Consider the following 18,008-nt stretch of genomic DNA (forward strand, 5'->3'; position numbering starts at 1 on the left):
CTATTTTTGAGATTTGGAATTGATTGCATGACTCCCGAAGAGCAGCTGAAATCAGGCGACCCGGCAGCGGCGCTGACCGCTTTGCAAGACAAGGTCAGAGCGAACCCGGCCGATCCAAAGCTCCGGATTTTTCTGTTTCAGCTGTTATGTGTTCTCGGAGACTGGAAGCGGGCGATTACCCAGCTAAAGCTGAGTGCGGAAATGGACGAGGCCGCAACTATGATGGCCCAGACCTATCGCGAGGCGATCATCTGCGAAGTTTACCGCGAAAAAGTGTTCGCAGGTGAGAAAGAGCCGTTGATTTTTGGCGAACCCGAAGAGTGGCTCGCCCTGTTGATCGAAGCGCAGAAGCTCTTGGCCTCAGGTAAGGCGGACGAGGCTGCGACCCTGAGGGCCCGTGCCTTTGACGCGGCACCCGCCTGTTCTGGCAAGATCAATGGGCAGCCGTTTCAATGGATTGCGGACGCTGACATGCGGTTGGGTCCGGTGCTCGAAGTTATCGTCAATGGTCGGTATTTCTGGTTGCCGTTTTGTTCCATTGCATCCCTGTCGATGGAAGACCCCAGCGATTTGCGTGATGCCGTGTGGACGGCGGCAACGCTGAGCCTGCACAACGGCGGCGAGGTCGCAGCACTCATACCTACGCGCTATGCCGGAACCACGGATGGCGACGATGCTGCGGCCAAGCTGGCCCGATCGACAACATGGGCGGATGCAGGCGGCGAAACCTTTGTTGGATCAGGCCAGCGGTTGTTTGCGACGGACCAGAACGATGTTGCCTTGATGGATGTGCGCAGCCTTGTCATGGAGGGCGCCCCGGCAGCGGAGGGCGCATCTGGAGATGGCTGACAAGACTCTTGCCGAACGTCTTCAGCCGTCCCTGCTGGACCGGCTGACTGACAATGAGCCCGGCAATCTCAAGGAAACCAGAGAATCTCGCGTGATCGACATTTCACGGCTTCGCGATATCATTCAGCGTGATCTGTCTTGGCTCTTGAATACCACAAACACCGAGAATTCCTTTGACGCTGCCGTCTTGCCTAATGTCTCACGTTCGGTCGTGAATTATGGCCTGCGCGAGGTCTCCGGGGAGTTTTCGACCGCAGAACGGGCAGAAAAAATTCGACGTTCAATCCAAAGGGCGATCTCAATCTACGAGCCTCGCATCATAGAGGGCACTGTGGATGTAACGCTTAACCCGGACGGCGAGGGGAGCGACATGATGGTGGCGCTGATCATCCGGGCGGATATGTGGGCGCAGCCATTGCCGCTCGAACTGTATTTGCGCAGCCAGGTCGACGTGACCACAGGTGAAATTTCCGTGGAAGGGAACCGATAGCCGCCATGGATACGCGCCTGATGAAACATTACGAGAGTGAGCTGATCTTTCTGCGCGACATGGGCGCGGAATTCGCCGCTGCCTATCCCAAGATTGCCAGCCGTCTTGGCATGGAAGGGGTCGAGGTTCTTGATCCCTATGTCGAACGATTGCTGGAGGGTGTCGCGTTCCTTTCGGCGCGGGTGCAATTGGAGTTGGAACTTCAGTACCCGAATTTCACCAGCAATCTGCTGGAGATCGTTTATCCGCATTATCTCGCACCGACACCCTCCATGATGATTGCCGCGTTTGAGCCGGACACCTCGAACTCGGCGGTCAAAAGCGGATACGTCCTGCCGCGCCATACCTCGCTGCGCAGCCGTTTGATGGAAGGTGAAAACACCCCGTGCGAGTTTCGGACGGCCTCGGAAATGACAATGTGGCCGATCCAGATAAGCGAAGCGGAATACATCGAAGGGCGCGGCGAACTGGTTGCTGCCGGCGTTGCCGGACAGGCTGAGGCTCGCGCCGGAATTCGACTGCGACTCAGACGTGCGGATGGTGGTCCGATCGCGGAAATGCCGATGGATGATCTTACGCTGTATCTCAACAGCAGTGGCGGCAACAGTTGGGCACTCCTCGAACTGCTCTCAACACAGGTCAGCGCGTTGTGCGGACGGTCGACCGACCGTCGTGCCGACTGGGCCGAACCGCTGACTGCGGGTGCGGTGGTGAACCGTGGCTTTGATCAGGATGAAGCCCTGCTGCCGACCCCTCGCCGAGCATTTGACGGGTATCGCCTGTTGCAGGAATACTTTGCCATGCCCGAACGGTTCCTGTTTGTCGAGCTTCAGGGACTGCAGCCTGCACTTGCCCGTGCGACCGGGCCGGATGTCGATATCTACATTCTGTTGAAGGAAAGCCGCCGCGAAGTGGCGCCTCTGGTCGTCGCCGAGGCATTCACCCCCAACGCCGTGCCAGCCGTGAACCTGTTTCCCAAGCGCTGTGACCGCGTGCATGTTGCGGCGCGCGATACCGAGCAGCACATCATCCCCAGTCGTACCGCGGCGCTCGATTTTGAAATTCATTCGCTTCAGAACGTGACGGGGATCAGCAGTGCGGGGGGCGATGACGTGGTGTTCCGCCCGTTCTACTCCTCGACCGATTTTACAGCGGCTGGGGAAACCCATCCTGCCTACTACACAATCAACCGACGTATGCGACAGAGATCGGAAAAGGAACGCCTGCGTGGGGTGAGGACGTCCTATCTGGGGTCCGAGATGTTCGTGACCTTGGTTGATCGCGCGCAAACGCCCTATGCCGCCAATCTCGATCAATTGGCAGTAAAGGCGTTGTGTTCCAACCGGGATTTGCCGTTGCTGCTTGCCACCGGCGATGCGGACGTCTTTCGGATGCCCGAAGGTGGTCCGGTGAAATCCATTCGATTGCCGGTCTCCCCAACGCGACCAAATCCAAAGTTGGCGCAGGGGGATACCGCTTGGCGGTTAATCAGCCATCTGAGTCTGAATTACCTTTCGATTGCCGACTCCGGCAACGGGGATTCGGCGGCGGCACTGCGCGAGTTGATCGGACTTTATGCGCCGCTGGGTGACCGGGTGACGGAAAAACAACTCGAGGGTATCGTCTCGGTGTCGAGCCGCCCGATCGTCCGCCGGATGAGCGATGAGCTTCTGTCCACAGCGGTGCGCGGTGTCGAGGTCACAATCGGGATAGACGAAAGCTTTTTTGAAGGCACAAGCGCCTATGTGCTTGGCGCGGTACTGGAACGGTTCCTGCGCCGATATACGACGATCAACAGCTTTACGGAAACCGTTCTGAAAACGCAGAAACGCGGGGAAATAGCCAGATGGCGACCGGAAACCGGGTTGGGCCGGATGATTTGAGCCATTTTGACAGGCTGACCAAGGAACCGGAAAAGCATCATGTTTTTCAGGCGCTTCGGGTTATCGAGGCGACGTTTGAAGACGCGCCACGATTGGGCGAGAGCCGTCGCCCGCGCGAAGACAAGGTGCGGTTGGGCCAAGAAGCAGAAATGGCCTTTCCTCCGTCGACCATCGCCGAATTCAAACTGGGTGTCGGGGGGCGGCCTGCCCGGCTGACCAACCGGTTCTTTGGGTTGTTTGGTCCCAACGGGCCGTTGCCGCTGCACATTACGCAATATGCGCGCGACCGGTATCGCAATCATCGCGACAGTACGTTGGTGGCGTTCGCCAACATGCTGACTCATCGGATGATGAGCCTGCTTTATCGCGCTTGGACCACTGGCCAGCCTGCGCCAAGCTTTGATCGTGCTGACGATCCGATGGCGCGCAAGGTGGCGGCTTTGGCCGGGTATCACGGGCGCGCGCTGCGAGATCGCGATGCGATGCCCGATCTGGCCAAACTCCATTTCGCTGGCCACCTGGCGCAATCCGCCCGGAACCCCGAAGGACTTGTATCCATTCTGTCAGCGTTTTTTCGTGTGCCGGTAAAACTGCAACAATTTGTCGGTTGCTGGCTCGAACTTGAACCAGACGATCAGTGGCAACTGGGCCAGCGTGCCGCCTTGGGGCGCAGCACCAGCATCGGGCAGCGGGTCTGGACGCGCGCGGCCAAGTTCAGATTGCGCATCGGGCCTCTTTCGCTTGTAGATTATGAACGGTTGCTGCCAGGAGGAGACTCGCAGGAACGGTTGCAATCCATCGTGCGCAACTATGTGGGCGACAGTCTTGACTGGGACGTGAACCTTATTCTGGCGGGCGACGAAGTGCCTCGAGCCAGCCTCGGCGGCACCACGCGACTGGGTCATACAAGCTGGATCAGAACCCGCCCGGATGCGGATGACACGCGCCCGAATGCCGAGGATTTGTTCCTTTATCCAACCATTCCACCCGCGCAGGCGGGGCTGTGACGACAAATTTGACTAGGAAGGACATCAGATGACCGAAATCAGCCGCGTAGCGTTGTTCGGAAAGCTCAACAAACTGGGCTATCAAGCCGTAGAAGGGGCCACGGTGTTCTGCAAGATGCGGGGCAATCCTTATGTCGAGGTCGTGCACTGGATGCATCAGATCCTGAACGGGCAGGACAGCGACATTCATCGCATCATTGACCACTATGATCTGGACCCTGGCAAGATCTCGGCCGAGATGACCAGATCTCTTGATGCCTTGCCGCGCGGGGCCAGCGCGATTTCCGATCTATCCGATCATCTGATGGACGCAATGGAACGCGGTTGGATTTGGGGGTCTCTGCTTTACAGCTCCAACCAAGTCCGAACTGGACACTTGCTGTTGGGAATGCTGAAGACGCCCGCGCTGCGCAACATCCTGAAATCCATGACACCCGAACTTGGCAGCATCGGGGCGGATGATCTCGCCGACAACTTCGCCAAGGTGACCGATGGATCGCCCGAAGAGATGCTACGCCCCAAGGACGGCAGCCAGACGGGCGGTGGTGCGGAACCGGGCGAAGCCAGCGGAGCGCGACAGGCGCAACTGGGCAGTACCGAGGCGCTGGACCAGTTTTGTACCGACCTGACCGAGCAGGCGCGCAATGGTGAGATTGATCCCATTGTCGGGCGCGACGAAGAAATCCGCCAGATTGTCGATGTGCTGATGCGCCGCCGACAGAACAACCCAATCCTGACTGGCGAGGCGGGCGTCGGCAAAACCGCCGTTGTCGAAGGCTTTGCGCTGCGCATCGCACGTGGTGATGTACCGCCCGCATTGCGAAACGTGCGCCTGCTGGTTCTGGATGTTGGTTTGCTGCAGGCCGGGGCCAGCATGAAGGGTGAATTCGAGAATCGCTTGCGTCAGGTGATCGACGAAGTGCAGGCGAGCGACCAACCAATAGTGATGTTTGTCGACGAGACGCATACCCTTGTGGGGGCCGGTGGCGCCGCAGGAACAGGCGACGCGGCGAACCTGCTGAAGCCCGCGTTGGCGCGTGGTACATTGCGGACCATCGGTGCAACCACTTGGGCGGAATACAAGAAATACATCGAAAAAGACCCGGCTTTGACCCGTCGTTTCCAGGTGGTGCAGGTTGACGAACCCGATATCCCCAAGGCGATTTTGATGATGCGTGGCATTGCCTCGATGTTGGAAGGTCATCATAGGGTGCAGGTGCTGGACGAGGGGATTGAGGCGGCAGTCACATTGTCGGCGCGTTACATCCCGGCGCGTCAACTGCCGGATAAATCGGTCAGCCTGCTTGATACCGCTTGCGCGCGTGTCGCCGTCAGCCAGCATGCAGTTCCAGCGAAGGTGGACGACAGCCGCCGTCGTATCGAAGCGCTGACAACCGAGCTTGATATCATCGGGCGTGACGAAACCGCAGGCTATGAAGTGGCCGACCGGCGCGAAGCTGTGACCGCCGCCAAGGCAGTGGAAGAGGAGCGGCTGACCGAATTGACCGGCCGTTGGGAAGCGGAAAAGACAGTTGTTGAAAGTATTCTCGACCTGCGCGCCAAGCTGCGCGAAGGCGGGGCGCCGGTGGATGCAGCACCGGAGGAAGGCGAAGCAGAGCAAAGCCCGCTGAGTGACGAGGAACGGGCAAGCCTGATGGCGGAACTCAGGGCAAAGAACGCAGAACTGACCGAAGTGCAGGGCGAAAGCCCCCTGATACTGCCGATTGTCGATCATCAGGCGGTTGCCAGTGTCGTCGGCGATTGGACTGGCATTCCGGTTGGCCGCATGGTCAAGGACGAGATAGAGACGATCCTGCACCTTGAGGACCATCTGGCGAAGCGGGTGATCGGACAGGATCACGCGATGCAGATGATTGCGAAGCGTATTCAAACCTCGCGCGCGGGGCTCGACAATCCGTCCAAGCCTATCGGTGTTTTCCTGCTTGCTGGCACATCGGGTGTGGGCAAGACCGAAACCGCGCTGGCGTTGGCCGAGGTGCTGTATGGCGGTGAGCAGAACGTCATCACCATCAACATGAGCGAATACCAGGAGGCCCACACCGTCAGCAGCCTGAAAGGCGCGCCTCCGGGCTATGTCGGTTATGGCGAGGGCGGCGTGCTGACCGAGGCGGTACGGCGCAAACCCTATTCCGTCGTATTGTTGGATGAGGTCGAAAAGGCTCATCCTGATGTGCACGAGATCTTTTTTCAGGTCTTTGACAAGGGCGTGATGGAAGACGGCGAAGGCCGGGTGATCGATTTCAAGAACACGCTTATCCTGCTGACCAGCAACGCGGGCAGCGACATGATCATGGATATGTGCGCCGATCCTGACCTGATGCCCGAACCTGATGGCATCGCCAAAGCCTTACGTGATCCGTTGCTCAAGATTTTTCCGGCGGCGCTGCTTGGGCGTCTGGTTACAATCCCCTATTATCCGCTCAGCCCTGATATGATCGCCGAAATCACACGGTTGCAATTGGGTCGGATCAAACGCCGGGTCGAAACTTCGCATGGCGTGCCGTTTGAATATTCCGATGCGGTTGTCGACACGATTGTCGATCGCTGTCAGGAACTGGAAAGTGGCGGTCGCATGATCGACGCAATCGTGACCAACACGATGTTGCCGGAAATTTCGGCGGAATTCTTGCGTCGCATGATGGAAGGCGGGGCCGTGACCAAGGTTGCCATAGACAGCGATGGTACGAATTTCTCATATGCGTTCGAGTAAGGCCCGAACATAAACCAAGGAGCGCAAGACGTGCAGACGAGCCCGGACATCAATCAGACAACCACCCTGCGGGAAAAAGCGCTGGAGTTTGTCGAACGAGACCGCGTTAAGAACGCGATCCTGGGCGTGATCATTTTCAATGCCGTGACCTTGGGCATGTCGACGTCGGAAAACATCGACAATGTCATGGGGCCGGCGCTCAAGGTGATCGACCAGATCGTGTTGATGATCTTTGTCGCCGAACTCGCACTCAAGTTTTATGCCTACGGTATTCGCGGCTTCTTCTCCAACCCGTGGAATGTATTCGACTTTATCGTCGTTGGTCTGGGCCTGCTGCCGGACAAGGGTGGGCTGTCAGCGCTGCGGGGGCTGCGGGTGATCCGGGCCATGCGGCTGCTGTCAGTCATCCCGCAAATGCGGTCAGTGGTGCAGGCCTTACTGGATGCGCTGCCGGGCATGGGCGCGGTGATCATCATGATTTCGATCGTGTTCTATGTCTTCGGAGTGATGGCCACACTGATGTATGGGCCGGATTTCTATGAATGGTTCGGTACACTTGGCCGAAGTCTGTATTCGCTGTTTCAGATCATGACGCTGGAAAGCTGGTCGATGGGCATCGTGCGCCCTGTGATGGAGGTGCATCCCTATGCTTGGGCCTTCTTTGTGCCATTCATCATTATTACCGCGTTTTCGGTGCTGAACCTGTTCATCGGTCTGTTGGTGAACACCATGCAGTCGGCGGTGGAGGAAGAAAACGAAGCCGAATTTGAAAACTTGCGTGAACTCGTCAAGAGCGAGACTGATATCGTCGATGCGCATGTGACCGAGATGCTGGCCGAGATCCGTGCATTGCGGGCCGAAGTTGCGGAACTCAAGGAAGGGCAGAAATGACTGACAGCTCGCAGAAATTCATCGCTCGCAATCGCGCACCCCGGGTGCAGATCGAGTATGATGTTGAGCTGTACGGTTCCGAAAAGAAGGTGCAATTGCCCTTTGTCATGGGCGTCATGTCTGATCTTGCAGGCAAATCCACGGTGGCGCAGCCATCGATCGACGACCGTAAGTTCCTTGAAATTGATGTCGATAATTTTGACGATCGAATGCGGGCCATGCAGCCTCGCGCCTCGTTTAGTGTACCCAACACGCTGACCGGTGAGGGCAATCTTGCGGTCGATTTAACCTTTGAAAAGATGGATGATTTTTCGCCCCAGGCAATTGCCGCCAAGGTCGCGCCGCTGCGCTCTCTTCTGGAGGCCCGCACCCAACTGTCGAATTTGATGACCTATATGGATGGCAAGGTTGGTGCGGAAACACTGATCGAGAAAATTCTCGCAAATCCTACGTTGCTGTCGGCGCTTGCGGGAACCTCGCAGGGTGGTTCTGACGACACCGCCACTCTGGACAGCTTGCGCGCCTTGGCCAAGGAAGAGCCTCAGCAGGTGAATGCGGCCGACAGCGTGCTTGGCGATTTGAAGTCGAATGTCCCTGTGGACGAAACTGCAAAGGATACCTCTGCAGATGTTCTTGCGGCGCTCGCACAGGCCACTGCGAATGAGCCGAAGCAGGGAGATCCCAGAACAGATGTTCTTGCCGGTCTGCGCAATCAGGCGCCCACGGACACGTCCGGGGAAGACAATGCCCACGCCGCGCTGGACAATCTGCGTGGCATGACACCAACGGAGATGGCACCGGACACGAGTGTTAACGATGCTCTCGCGGGTCTTTCCAGTTCCGTTCCAGATGAAGCCGATGCACCCGATACAGCAGCCGCAGCACTCGAAAGTTTGGCGCAGGTAGAGATCGCGGAGGCACCAAAAGACGAAAGCGCGGCAACGTTGGCGGATTTGGCGGCGAACGCCCCGCAAGATGCCCCTGCACCGGACGAGGTTGGCGCGGCATTGGACAGTCTGGCCGAGATCGAAACGAGGGCACAGGAAGACAGCGGCGTCGATGATACACTGGCCGATCTTGCCGCCGCCGCTCCGGACGAGGCGCCGGTCTCCGACGATGTTAGTGCTGCGCTGGACAGTCTGGCCGAAGTTTCAGCCGACGTGCCGGTCGACAACAGCACGGGCGATGCTTTGGCTGGCCTAGCCGCGGCGGCTCCAGAAGAGACACCGGAACCGGACGACATTGGTGCGGCATTGGACAGCCTTGCGGATGTCGAGGTTCAAGCCCCAGTTCCGGACGCAACTGACGATACACTTGAGGAGCTCGCCGATGCCGCTCCGGAAGACATTCCTGAAATGGATAACCTCGGCGCCGCACTGGACAGTCTGGCGTCGGTTGAAGTCGAGACACCGCTTGATGATGGCAGCGTTGATGTGCTGGCGGACCTTGCAAATGCGCAGCCGGATGATCCTCCGCAGGCAGATGATATGACGCTTGCGTTGGACAGCCTCGAAACATCCGGTGCCCAAGAAGAGCCTGCAGAGACTGATCTGGATGATCTGCTTGGCGTTGACGATGCGGACGTGTCGGACGTTCTGGATGATCTTTTGGGGCTGGGCGAGGATGCCGCGGCACCGAGTGAGCCGACTGAAAATGTGCCGAGCGCGCCCGAGATCGGGGATGTTGCGGCTGAATCAGATGACCTCGACGATTTGCTCGGAGATTTGGATGCTCCTGACAGTGCAGAGACTGTCGTCACCGACCCAATCTCCGACTTTTCCGAGGCGGTTCTCGAAGAACCCGCATTGGATCCACTAGGTGAAGATACGACCCCAATTGCGTCTGAACCGGACGATCTGGATGATTTGCTGGGAGACTTGGGTGAAATAGAGCCTGATGAGTCCGCGGGACAAGATACGGAATCACTGGATGACGGCGAAGCCGATGATTTAGACGATTTGCCAGGGGACTTGGACGCGCCTGTAAGCGTGACGCCAGCCGTTGAGCCCCTGAGCGGGAGTGAGGCCGAAGAAGAGACTGCCGACGATCTCGACGACTTGCTGGGGGATTTGAGCGAACCTGGTTCGTCGGATGTGGAGGCCGCACAAGCCGACGATTTCGATGATCTGCTGGCCGATCCCGAAGATTTCGTTGACGAGGCCGCACAAACTGCCGCGCCTGATGGCGTGAGTGAAACTGAAGAAAGCGCAACCGAAGATCTTGATGACTTGTTCGGCGATCTCGGCGAATCCGATGCGCCTGAAGTTCCCACATCTGATGAGGATGAGGTACCCGTGGATGATCTCGATGATTTGCTGGGTGATCTAAGCGTACCGGCAAATCCCGAACCTGCTGCGTCAACAGTCGATCTTGACGATCTACTGAGCGACACGTCCGTAGATGACGCGAACGATGATGCAAAGCCTACGGGCGAGCCGGAATTTGCATTTGGTCTTATGACGGGCGCGCGGCCCGATGCGGAGAGGTTGAACCGAAAACGTTTCCGTATCGCGCTGATGGGGGATTTCTCGGGACGCGCGGCGCGCGGACAACTGGAGACCGGCGACGCGCTTGCTGCGCGTGAGGCCATCCTCTTGGATCCGGATACAGTTGAAGAGGGGATCGCGCGTTTCGGAACCTCGTTGGTGCTGCCAATCGGCAGAGACGGTTCCGGGGTAGAGGTCAAGCTGGGAGAACTGGATGATCTGCATCCTGATGAGCTCTATGAGAATGTTCCGATCTTTTCTGATCTGCAGGGTCTTCGGGCTCAGCTTGCGAATGGGTCCACCGCCGGGAATGCTGCGCAGCGTCTCAAGTCCTGGGGCGAGACTTATGGAACGCCGGTGTCCCCGCCAAAGTCGCGGTCGGGCGGCAACGCGATTCCGGCCAATCTGAAACTGTCGGAGTTCCAGCAACTGATCGGTGATACCGGTGCCGAATTGTCCACGGCATCACCGGTTGAGGACATGATCGCCCAGATCGTTGGGCCACATGTGCGCGCCGTGGCTGATGCGGATACGGTCGCGATGCAAGATGCGGTGGATAAAGCGCTTTCCTCTGCGATGCGGCTGATCCTGCATCATCCGGAGTTTCAGTCGATCGAGGCGCAATGGCGCTCGCTGGATCTGATCGCGCGTAGCATCGAAGTCGACGATACGCTTGAGGTGATGTTATACGACGTTTCGGCTGAAGAAATTGGTGCGGATCTCGCGGCGGCAGAGGATTTGACCCAATCCGGGATCGTGCGGCTTTTGACCGAAGCACCACTGGATCCCGAGTCTGGGCGCGGCGGATATTCGGCGATCATCGGGCTTTATACGTTCGAAGAAACGCCACCGCATGCCGAACTGCTCGGACGGATCGGACGGGTTGCGGCGCATGTGGACGCCCCGTTTTTGGCGGCCCTTTCACCGACATTCATGGAGACTGCCAAGGAGGATCGTCACCCGCTGGTCACAACGGCCTGGGATACGCTGCGCGCGATGCCCGAGGCCGGGTATCTCGGGCTGGCCGCGCCCCGGTTCCTGCTGCGTCGCCCGTATGGTGCAAAGTCCGAGCCGATCTATGAATTCGATTTCGAAGAGTTCACAATGGAGGCAGGCCTGCGCGGAATGCTCTGGGCAAACCCGGTTGTGCTTGTGGCGATCCTGCTGGCCAAGTCCTACAAGGAAAATGGCACGCATATGGGGCTTGGCTCGATCATGTCGCTGGGAGACATCCCCTTTCACTTTGTCACCGACCAGTATGGCGATCAGGTTGCTTTGCCCTGCACCGAGCGAAATCTGACGCTCGACAAGGTGGAAAAGGTCATGGCGCGTGGGGTGATGCCAGTGGTATCGATCAAGGGCCGTGATGAAATCCGGCTGGCGTCGTTCCAGTCGCTTGCGGGGGGCGATATTCTGGGGCCGTGGTCGGATGTGCCGCCGCCGCCACCTTCGCCGCCAATGCCCACGCCCGAACCCGCAGCAGATGCGGGAGCAGGCGACGACGATGATCTTGGACTGGACGATTTGTTGGCCGGGTTTGATGACGCCGCGACGCCGGATGCCGATCCGGGAAATGTTGATGCCGACCTCGCGGCCTTGCTGGAGGATTTATAGTGATGAGTTATTATTCTGAACCTGTCGCCTTGCACGACGGGTGGTGTTCCGAAAGGAAAAGAGATGCCTGATTATAAGCCATTTCCCGACGCCCGAAGCTGGATTTCCGGCGAGTTCTCTTGGCCCGGAAAGGGCGAGGAAGGCCCAAATGTTTTCCGTGCGGTTATCAAGGAAGGCCTGAGCAAGCTGACCGAGACCAGCGTTCTGATCAGAAGCTGGTCGGAAGATGCAGATATCAGTGGCGTTGTAGGCCGCAACATGCGGGTTCACGTCAAGACCGAGGATGAGAGCGAGCGCATCTTTAGCGGTCTTTGCATGTCGATGGAAAAGCTCGGCTATTATCAGGGGAATTGGTATTATCTTGCCGACCTGCGCCCATGGTTCTGGCTTTTGACGCGCAGCCAGAACTGCCGGATCTATCAGGAAATGAGCGTCCCTGACATTATCTCGGACCTGCTGTCGACACACGGGTTGACGGATTTCGAGAACAAGCTGACCGGAACTTACGATGTACGCACCTATTGCGTACAATACCGCGAAACCGATTATGCGTTCCTGTGCCGATTGATGGAAGAGGAGGGGATATACTTCTACTTTTCGAACGATCTGGATTCCACAGCGGTTGAAAAGCTGGTGCTTTGCGATTCAATCAGCGCCCATTCCGAAGTGCCGGGCCACGCGACCATTGACTATCATGCACGTCAAATGGAACGGGGCGCGGAAAAGGCGCGCGAGGATCACATCGCAGAGTGGACCGAGATCGAGCGGGTAACCAGCGGCAAGGTCACGCTCAACGATTTTGATTTCAAGTTGCAGAATGCTGATCTGAAGTTCGAACACGCCATCGAATCCGGGAGCCATTCGCACAAGAACCACGAAATCTATGACTACCACGGGCATCACAGCTATCCTGGTGTCTTCGGCGACGACAAGAAAATTGGCGAGAAATATGCCACCGTCCGAATGGAAGCCGAAACGGTTCCGTTCAACACCTTTCGTGCAGCGGCGAATGTGCGGGCGCTTGCCGCCGGCCAGACCTTTGCCATGGACAAGCATCCGGACAAGGCGGCCAACTCGAACTATCTGATCGTTTCCGCCGAACACTACGTGCAGGATCAGAATTTTCTGAGTGCCGAGGAGGACAAGGAGGCCAGAGAAGCGCGCAAGATGCGCGGTGACATGAAGCGTACAGGTGTCGAGCAGTTTCTGTTCGATCATCTGACTCAGCCAGACCGGGAACAGCGGCGCGATCTGTCGATGCTTGATCCGGCGTTTCCGAAAACGATGGAAAAGGACGCCTTCGCCTCGACCTTTCGATCAATCCCCAAGACAACCCAGTACCGCGCGCCGATCAAGACGCCGTGGCCCAAGATTTCAGGGCCGCATACCGCAACCGTCGTCGGCAAGTCAGGCGAGGAAATCTGGACGGACGAATGGGGCCGAATCAAGGTGCAGTTCCATTGGGATCGCCTTGGCGAAAAGAACGAGATGTCGTCATGCTGGGTGCGGGTCATGACCCCGTGGTCCGGCACCGGATGGGGCATGGTCGCCTTGCCGCGCATGGGGCAAGAGGCGGTGATCGAGTTTGAAGAGGGTGATCCTGATCGACCGATCTGTACGGGGATGATGTATAACGACTGGCAAAAGCCGGCCTACACATATCCCGACAATCCGACTGAGCTCGGCATCCGAACGCGATCTTCAAAGCAAGGCAGCGACAAGGAATACAACGAACTGATGTTCGATGATCTAAAGGGCTCCGAAAAAATGCGTGTTCAGGCGCAGAAGGATCACCAGATGCTCATCAAGAACAAATCGGTGGTGGCGATCGGCTTGGAAGAACATGAGCAGGTTGATGGTGAAGGCAAGATCAAGAGCGACGTAGAAGACGGCAGCCTGAGCGAAATCATCAAGCAGCACGTGACACGTGTTGTGCAGGAGGGTGATCACAGTCTGACCATCGAAAAAGGTGATGAGGAATACCTGATCAAGACGGGCAGTCAGAACATCGAAATCAAAACGGACAAGACCCAGAAAATCGAAGGCAAGCACACAAAGACCATCACCGGAAATGACGCCAAGACGGTCAAAACCGGGAACATGACGGTGGATGTGAAATCCGGCAAGATCACGATGACAGCGGCACAGAAGATCGAACTCAAGGTCGGCGGGTCGTCAATTGTCATCGATCCGGTGTCCGTGACCATCAAGGCCACCATGCTCAAATTTGAAGGTACGGCAATGGCCGAGTTGAAATCCAAGCTGACAACAGTCAAGGGGGATGGAATGCTGACCGCCAAGGGCGGCATTACCATGATCAACTAGGTGGTGTCATGAGCGATAGATTCAAAGGCTTGACCAAGATACCACAGGAACCCGCGGCCAAGGTCCTGTCGCTGGCCAACGTCCGGCTGGATACTTTGATCGAAGCCCCGGCGAGCGCCTCTGCAGAAGTTGTGCTTGCCGAGTTGCAGTCCAAGGAACAGTGGATCGACATCTTGCTGTTGTTGTCGACCCTGTTGCCTGCGCGCGAACGCGTGTGGTGGGCTTGTCTGGCCGCGCGTGATTACATCGGGCCGAAGTCGCACAAGGATCCGCCCTCTCTGGCGGCTTCCGAGGCGTGGGTATTTGATCCGACCGAAGAGAACCGGGAAACTGCGCGCGCGACACTGGATCACGCCTATGTCGATGACGATACGGTGAACTGCGCGGTTGCGGTTCTCTATAGCGATGGCACCCTGGGACCCGGAGATCTTGCGGAATACCCGGCACCGGCAGGTGCATCGGAACTGGCGGCATTTGCCATGAATGTGGTGGCCTTGGGTGAACTATCTGATAAGTTTGATGCGCATGTTCAATTGCTTATCGACCGGGCGCTGGATATCGCAAGGGGTGGGAACGGCACGATTTCAGAACCCATGCCAGAAGAGGAGGCAAGCGCATGACCAGACCACAGGCCCGCATTACCGACAGCGTGCTTTGCGCATTATTTGCGCCGACGCCGGCAGGCCCGGTACCGGGTAGCTCCGTGATTATCCCTCCGTGCGCGCCAACGGTTCTGGTGGCCAAGCTGCCCGCTGCGCGCATTGGCGATCTGCATCCGTCCGGTCTGGGTCCGCATCCGAACGTTATGGGGTCGGCAACGGTTCTGATCTCGAACATGCCGGCCTCGCGGATCGGTGACTCGACAGCTTGCGGCGGGGCGATTGTCAAAGGCGAGTTCACCGTATTGACCGGAGGATAGACGCCGCAATGCCGGTCACACTGAAATTTCAATCCTCGGGCACGATCCCCGGCAACGCCCAACCCGTGCGCATGCAGGGTGGCAGCCTGACGGTCGGTCGTGGAGAGGCGAATGATCTCGTGCTGCCCGATCCAGATCGGTTGCTGTCCAAGAGCCATTGCGTGATCGAGGATCACAATGGCAATGTGGTGATTGTTGATCTTTCGACCAATGGCACGTTCCTGAACTACAGCAAAATCCCACTTGGCAAAGTGCCGACACCCTTGAACAGCGGTGACGTTCTGGCGCTTGGTTCCTATGAACTCGTCGTCAATATCACATCGGATCTCGCTGATGTAGGGCAGGGGCCAGCCGATCCGCTAGCACAGGCGCCTGCGTCACACGGCGATGCGTCCAAGGCGCCCGATCCGCTTGCATTACTGGATGATGTCGGTCCGGGTGGCGATTTTCTGGACGACCTTCTGGGGGCCGAGGCAGGGCCGACTGGACCGTCACAGATCAACCCGGTGGACCCGATCGACGAGTTACTGCCACCACTGGGCGAAGAGGAAGACTCGTTTTTCCAGAAACCGGATGACGGACGTCAGGGCGAAGGTGCGAGTTCACCCAGCCACAACCCTTCGGCGCAGGACAGCTTTAGCCCGCAAACGTCCGGCGGAGGCGGTTTGATCCCGGACGACTGGGATGATGAGTTTTTAGGGGGGGAACCGGCGACGGCTGCGCCCGAACCGAAACCTGAACCCGAGCAGCCCAAAACAGTCGTTCCTACTCCTGCTGCCGCCAAGTCAGTGGCCAAACCGACCGCCCCAGCAGTGGAACCGTCAAAGGCGTCGGTGGACCCGGATGCCCCTGTTGATACCGATGCTGCACGCGCCTTTTTGCGGGCGGTCGGGGCGGATGAGGTCAAGATTGATGATGCGGACATGGTCAACACCATGGCGCGCATGGGTCGGGTCATGAAGACGCTGGTCACGGGGTTGCGCGAAATCCTGATGACCCGGACGTCGATCAAGGGCGAATTTCGTATCGAACAGACGATGATCAGCGCCGGCGGCAACAACCCCCTGAAGTTTTCGATCAGCCCGGAACAGGCGGTCGAAGCCATCGTAAAACCCGGAACGCGCGGGTATCTGAGTGCTGAATCTGCCGTCGAAGAGGCGTTGACCGATATCAAGGCGCATGAGATCGCAATGGTAACTGGCATGGAGGCCGCACTGAAAGGTGTGCTGACCCGGCTGGACCCGCAGGAGTTGGCAGGCAAGATCGAAACCAGTGGCGGATTGGGTGGCCTGCTCAAAGGCAAGAAGGCGCGGTACTGGGAAGTTTACGAAAAGCTCTATGCCGACATATCCGATCAGGCGGAAAACGATTTTCATGATCTCTTCAGCCGTGAATTCGCACGGGCCTACAAGGAACAACTGGACAAGCTGAAATAGCGTCCGAATAGAAGGAGAAGCCAGTGTCCTGGGACAGCAAGGTGCTTTGGACTGAGGGGCTGTTTTTGCAGCCTCATCATTTCCAGCAGTCAGACCGCTATACCGAAGCGTTGGTAACCGGGCTGGCCCGTCGCCTGCGCCCGTATGCCTGGGGTGTCAGTGCGCTTGAGATTGACGATGAAGTATTGAAGGTCGGGCAATTTGCGCTGAAATCCTGCGCTGGGCTGACTCAGGACGGAACCGTATTTCGCGTGCCCATGGCCGAAGATCACCCGCCCGCATTGGAAGTGCCCGAGACAATCAAGGACTGCGTGGTTTACCTGACGGTGCCACAGCGGCGACAGGGGGCCGCCGAGGTTGATCTGAGCGGTGCAGAGATGTCGGCCAGCCGACTGCGGCCCGGCGAGATCGAAGTTACCGATTCAATGGGCCAGCAGAAAAAGCCCGTGATGCTGGGCGTTGGCAAAATGCGTCTGCAGTTCGCGCTTGCGGTGGATGATTTGGCCGATCGGTTGGCGATCCCGGTGGCGCGGATCATAGAGGTGCGTCCAGACAAGGAAATCATCCTTGATCAGGCCTTCATCCCCAGCTGCGTGGATGTGCGGGCGGCACAGCCGCTGGATGGTTTCACACGCGAATTGGAAGGCTTGTTGTCGCACCGGATGCAGGCGCTGGCCGGACGGTTGTCAGAAGGCAGCGGCGCGCGCGGTGTGGCCGAAGTGTCCGATTTCCTGCTGTTGACGGTCATCAACCGTACGATACCGGTCATGCGCCACCTGTCTCTGATCGAAAACCTGCATCCCGAGGATCTGTACCGCGTTTGCGTCGGGCTGGCGGGCGAACTGTCGGTGTTTATGACGTCGGAGAAGCGACCACCAGAGCTGCCGCCTTACCGCCACGACGATCTGACCGGCAGCTTTGCCCCCGTCATTCGCCTGCTGCGGCAATATCTGAGTTCGGTGTTGGAACAGACAGCGATTCCGATCAAGCTGGAAGTGCGCAAATATGGTATAAGTGTCGGGGTGATCGCTGACCGCAAGCTGCTCGGAAATGCCGGGTTCGTGCTGGCGGTGGATGCGGATATCCCCGCCGAAGATGTGCGCCGTCATTTCGCCGGGCAAGCCAAGATCGGGCCAGTCGAGGAAATCCGGCAACTGGTCAACTCGGCGCTGCCGGGGATCACTCTGCGCCCGATGCCGGTGGCACCGCGCCAGATCCCCTATCATGCAGGGGTGGTTTATTTCGAGATGGACGCGGCCAGCCCATATTGGGGCAAGATGACCACGTCGGGCGGGATCGCGGTGCATGTGTCTGGCCAATATCCGGGCCTGAAGATGGAGCTTTGGGCGATCCGGAACGGTTGATGAATTGGTGTGA

Annotated in this window: 12 protein-coding genes and 1 pseudogene; all 13 read left to right on the forward strand. The window is 58.1% G+C overall.

Annotated features, from left to right (window positions below; genetic code table 11):
• Positions 1-27: 27 nt before the first annotated feature.
• The 13 genes and pseudogenes from ABJO75_RS21470 (at position 28) to tssK (ending at position 17,995) form a co-directional block, all read left to right on the forward strand.
• Entirely contained in the window at positions 28-849 is an 822-nt protein-coding gene (locus ABJO75_RS21470; protein ID WP_348126412.1) for a type VI secretion system accessory protein TagJ, read from the forward strand.
• A complete protein-coding gene (tssE, locus tag ABJO75_RS21475; RefSeq protein WP_348126414.1) occupies positions 842-1,339 on the forward strand; it encodes a type VI secretion system baseplate subunit TssE in 498 nt (165 codons plus the stop codon). Before ABJO75_RS21470 ends, tssE begins: the two co-directional genes overlap by 8 nt.
• A 5-nt stretch (positions 1,340-1,344) precedes the next feature.
• Complete coding sequence (gene tssF, locus ABJO75_RS21480) at positions 1,345-3,222, forward strand: type VI secretion system baseplate subunit TssF (protein ID WP_348126416.1); 1,878 nt, start codon at positions 1,345-1,347, stop codon at positions 3,220-3,222.
• On the forward strand, positions 3,186-4,229 hold the full coding sequence (tssG, locus tag ABJO75_RS21485; protein ID WP_348126417.1) for a type VI secretion system baseplate subunit TssG: 1,044 nt from the start codon (positions 3,186-3,188) through the stop codon (positions 4,227-4,229). The genes tssF and tssG overlap by 37 nt, the downstream gene beginning before the upstream one ends.
• 28 nt (positions 4,230-4,257) lie before the next feature.
• The gene (gene tssH, locus ABJO75_RS21490) at positions 4,258-6,960 is read left to right on the forward strand and encodes a type VI secretion system ATPase TssH (protein WP_348126419.1); all 2,703 of its coding nucleotides are present in this window, start codon (positions 4,258-4,260) and stop codon (positions 6,958-6,960) included.
• Positions 6,961-6,990: 30 nt separating this feature from the next.
• Positions 6,991-7,851, forward strand: coding sequence for an ion transporter (locus tag ABJO75_RS21495; RefSeq protein WP_348126421.1), 861 nt, complete (start codon positions 6,991-6,993; stop codon positions 7,849-7,851).
• A pseudogene (tssB, locus tag ABJO75_RS21500) lies at positions 7,848-8,321 on the forward strand (type VI secretion system contractile sheath small subunit); the annotation flags it as partial. The gene ABJO75_RS21495 and the pseudogene tssB, both read left to right, overlap by 4 nt.
• Positions 8,322-8,642: 321 nt before the next feature.
• The gene (locus tag ABJO75_RS21505; RefSeq protein WP_348126580.1) at positions 8,643-11,951 is read left to right on the forward strand and encodes a type VI secretion system contractile sheath large subunit; all 3,309 of its coding nucleotides are present in this window, start codon (positions 8,643-8,645) and stop codon (positions 11,949-11,951) included.
• A 63-nt stretch (positions 11,952-12,014) separates the two neighbouring features.
• Positions 12,015-14,276 (forward strand): type VI secretion system tip protein TssI/VgrG, encoded by a 2,262-nt coding sequence (gene tssI / locus ABJO75_RS21510; RefSeq protein WP_348126422.1) that lies wholly within the window; start codon positions 12,015-12,017, stop codon positions 14,274-14,276.
• Positions 14,277-14,284: 8 nt separating this feature from the next.
• Entirely contained in the window at positions 14,285-14,896 is a 612-nt protein-coding gene (locus ABJO75_RS21515; RefSeq protein ID WP_348126423.1) for a hypothetical protein, read from the forward strand.
• Positions 14,893-15,195, forward strand: coding sequence for a PAAR domain-containing protein (locus ABJO75_RS21520; RefSeq protein ID WP_348126424.1), 303 nt, complete (start codon positions 14,893-14,895; stop codon positions 15,193-15,195). Before ABJO75_RS21515 ends, ABJO75_RS21520 begins: the two co-directional genes overlap by 4 nt.
• A gap of 8 nt (positions 15,196-15,203) precedes the next feature.
• Positions 15,204-16,631: a type VI secretion system-associated FHA domain protein TagH gene (gene tagH / locus ABJO75_RS21525; RefSeq protein ID WP_348126425.1), complete on the forward strand. Its 1,428-nt coding sequence runs from the start codon at positions 15,204-15,206 to the stop codon at positions 16,629-16,631.
• A gap of 23 nt (positions 16,632-16,654) precedes the next feature.
• A complete protein-coding gene (gene tssK / locus ABJO75_RS21530) occupies positions 16,655-17,995 on the forward strand; it encodes a type VI secretion system baseplate subunit TssK (RefSeq protein WP_348126426.1) in 1,341 nt (446 codons plus the stop codon).
• Positions 17,996-18,008 lie beyond the last annotated feature (13 nt).

Source organism: Sedimentitalea sp. (genome assembly GCF_039973035.1).
GTDB lineage: Bacteria > Pseudomonadota > Alphaproteobacteria > Rhodobacterales > Rhodobacteraceae > Sedimentitalea.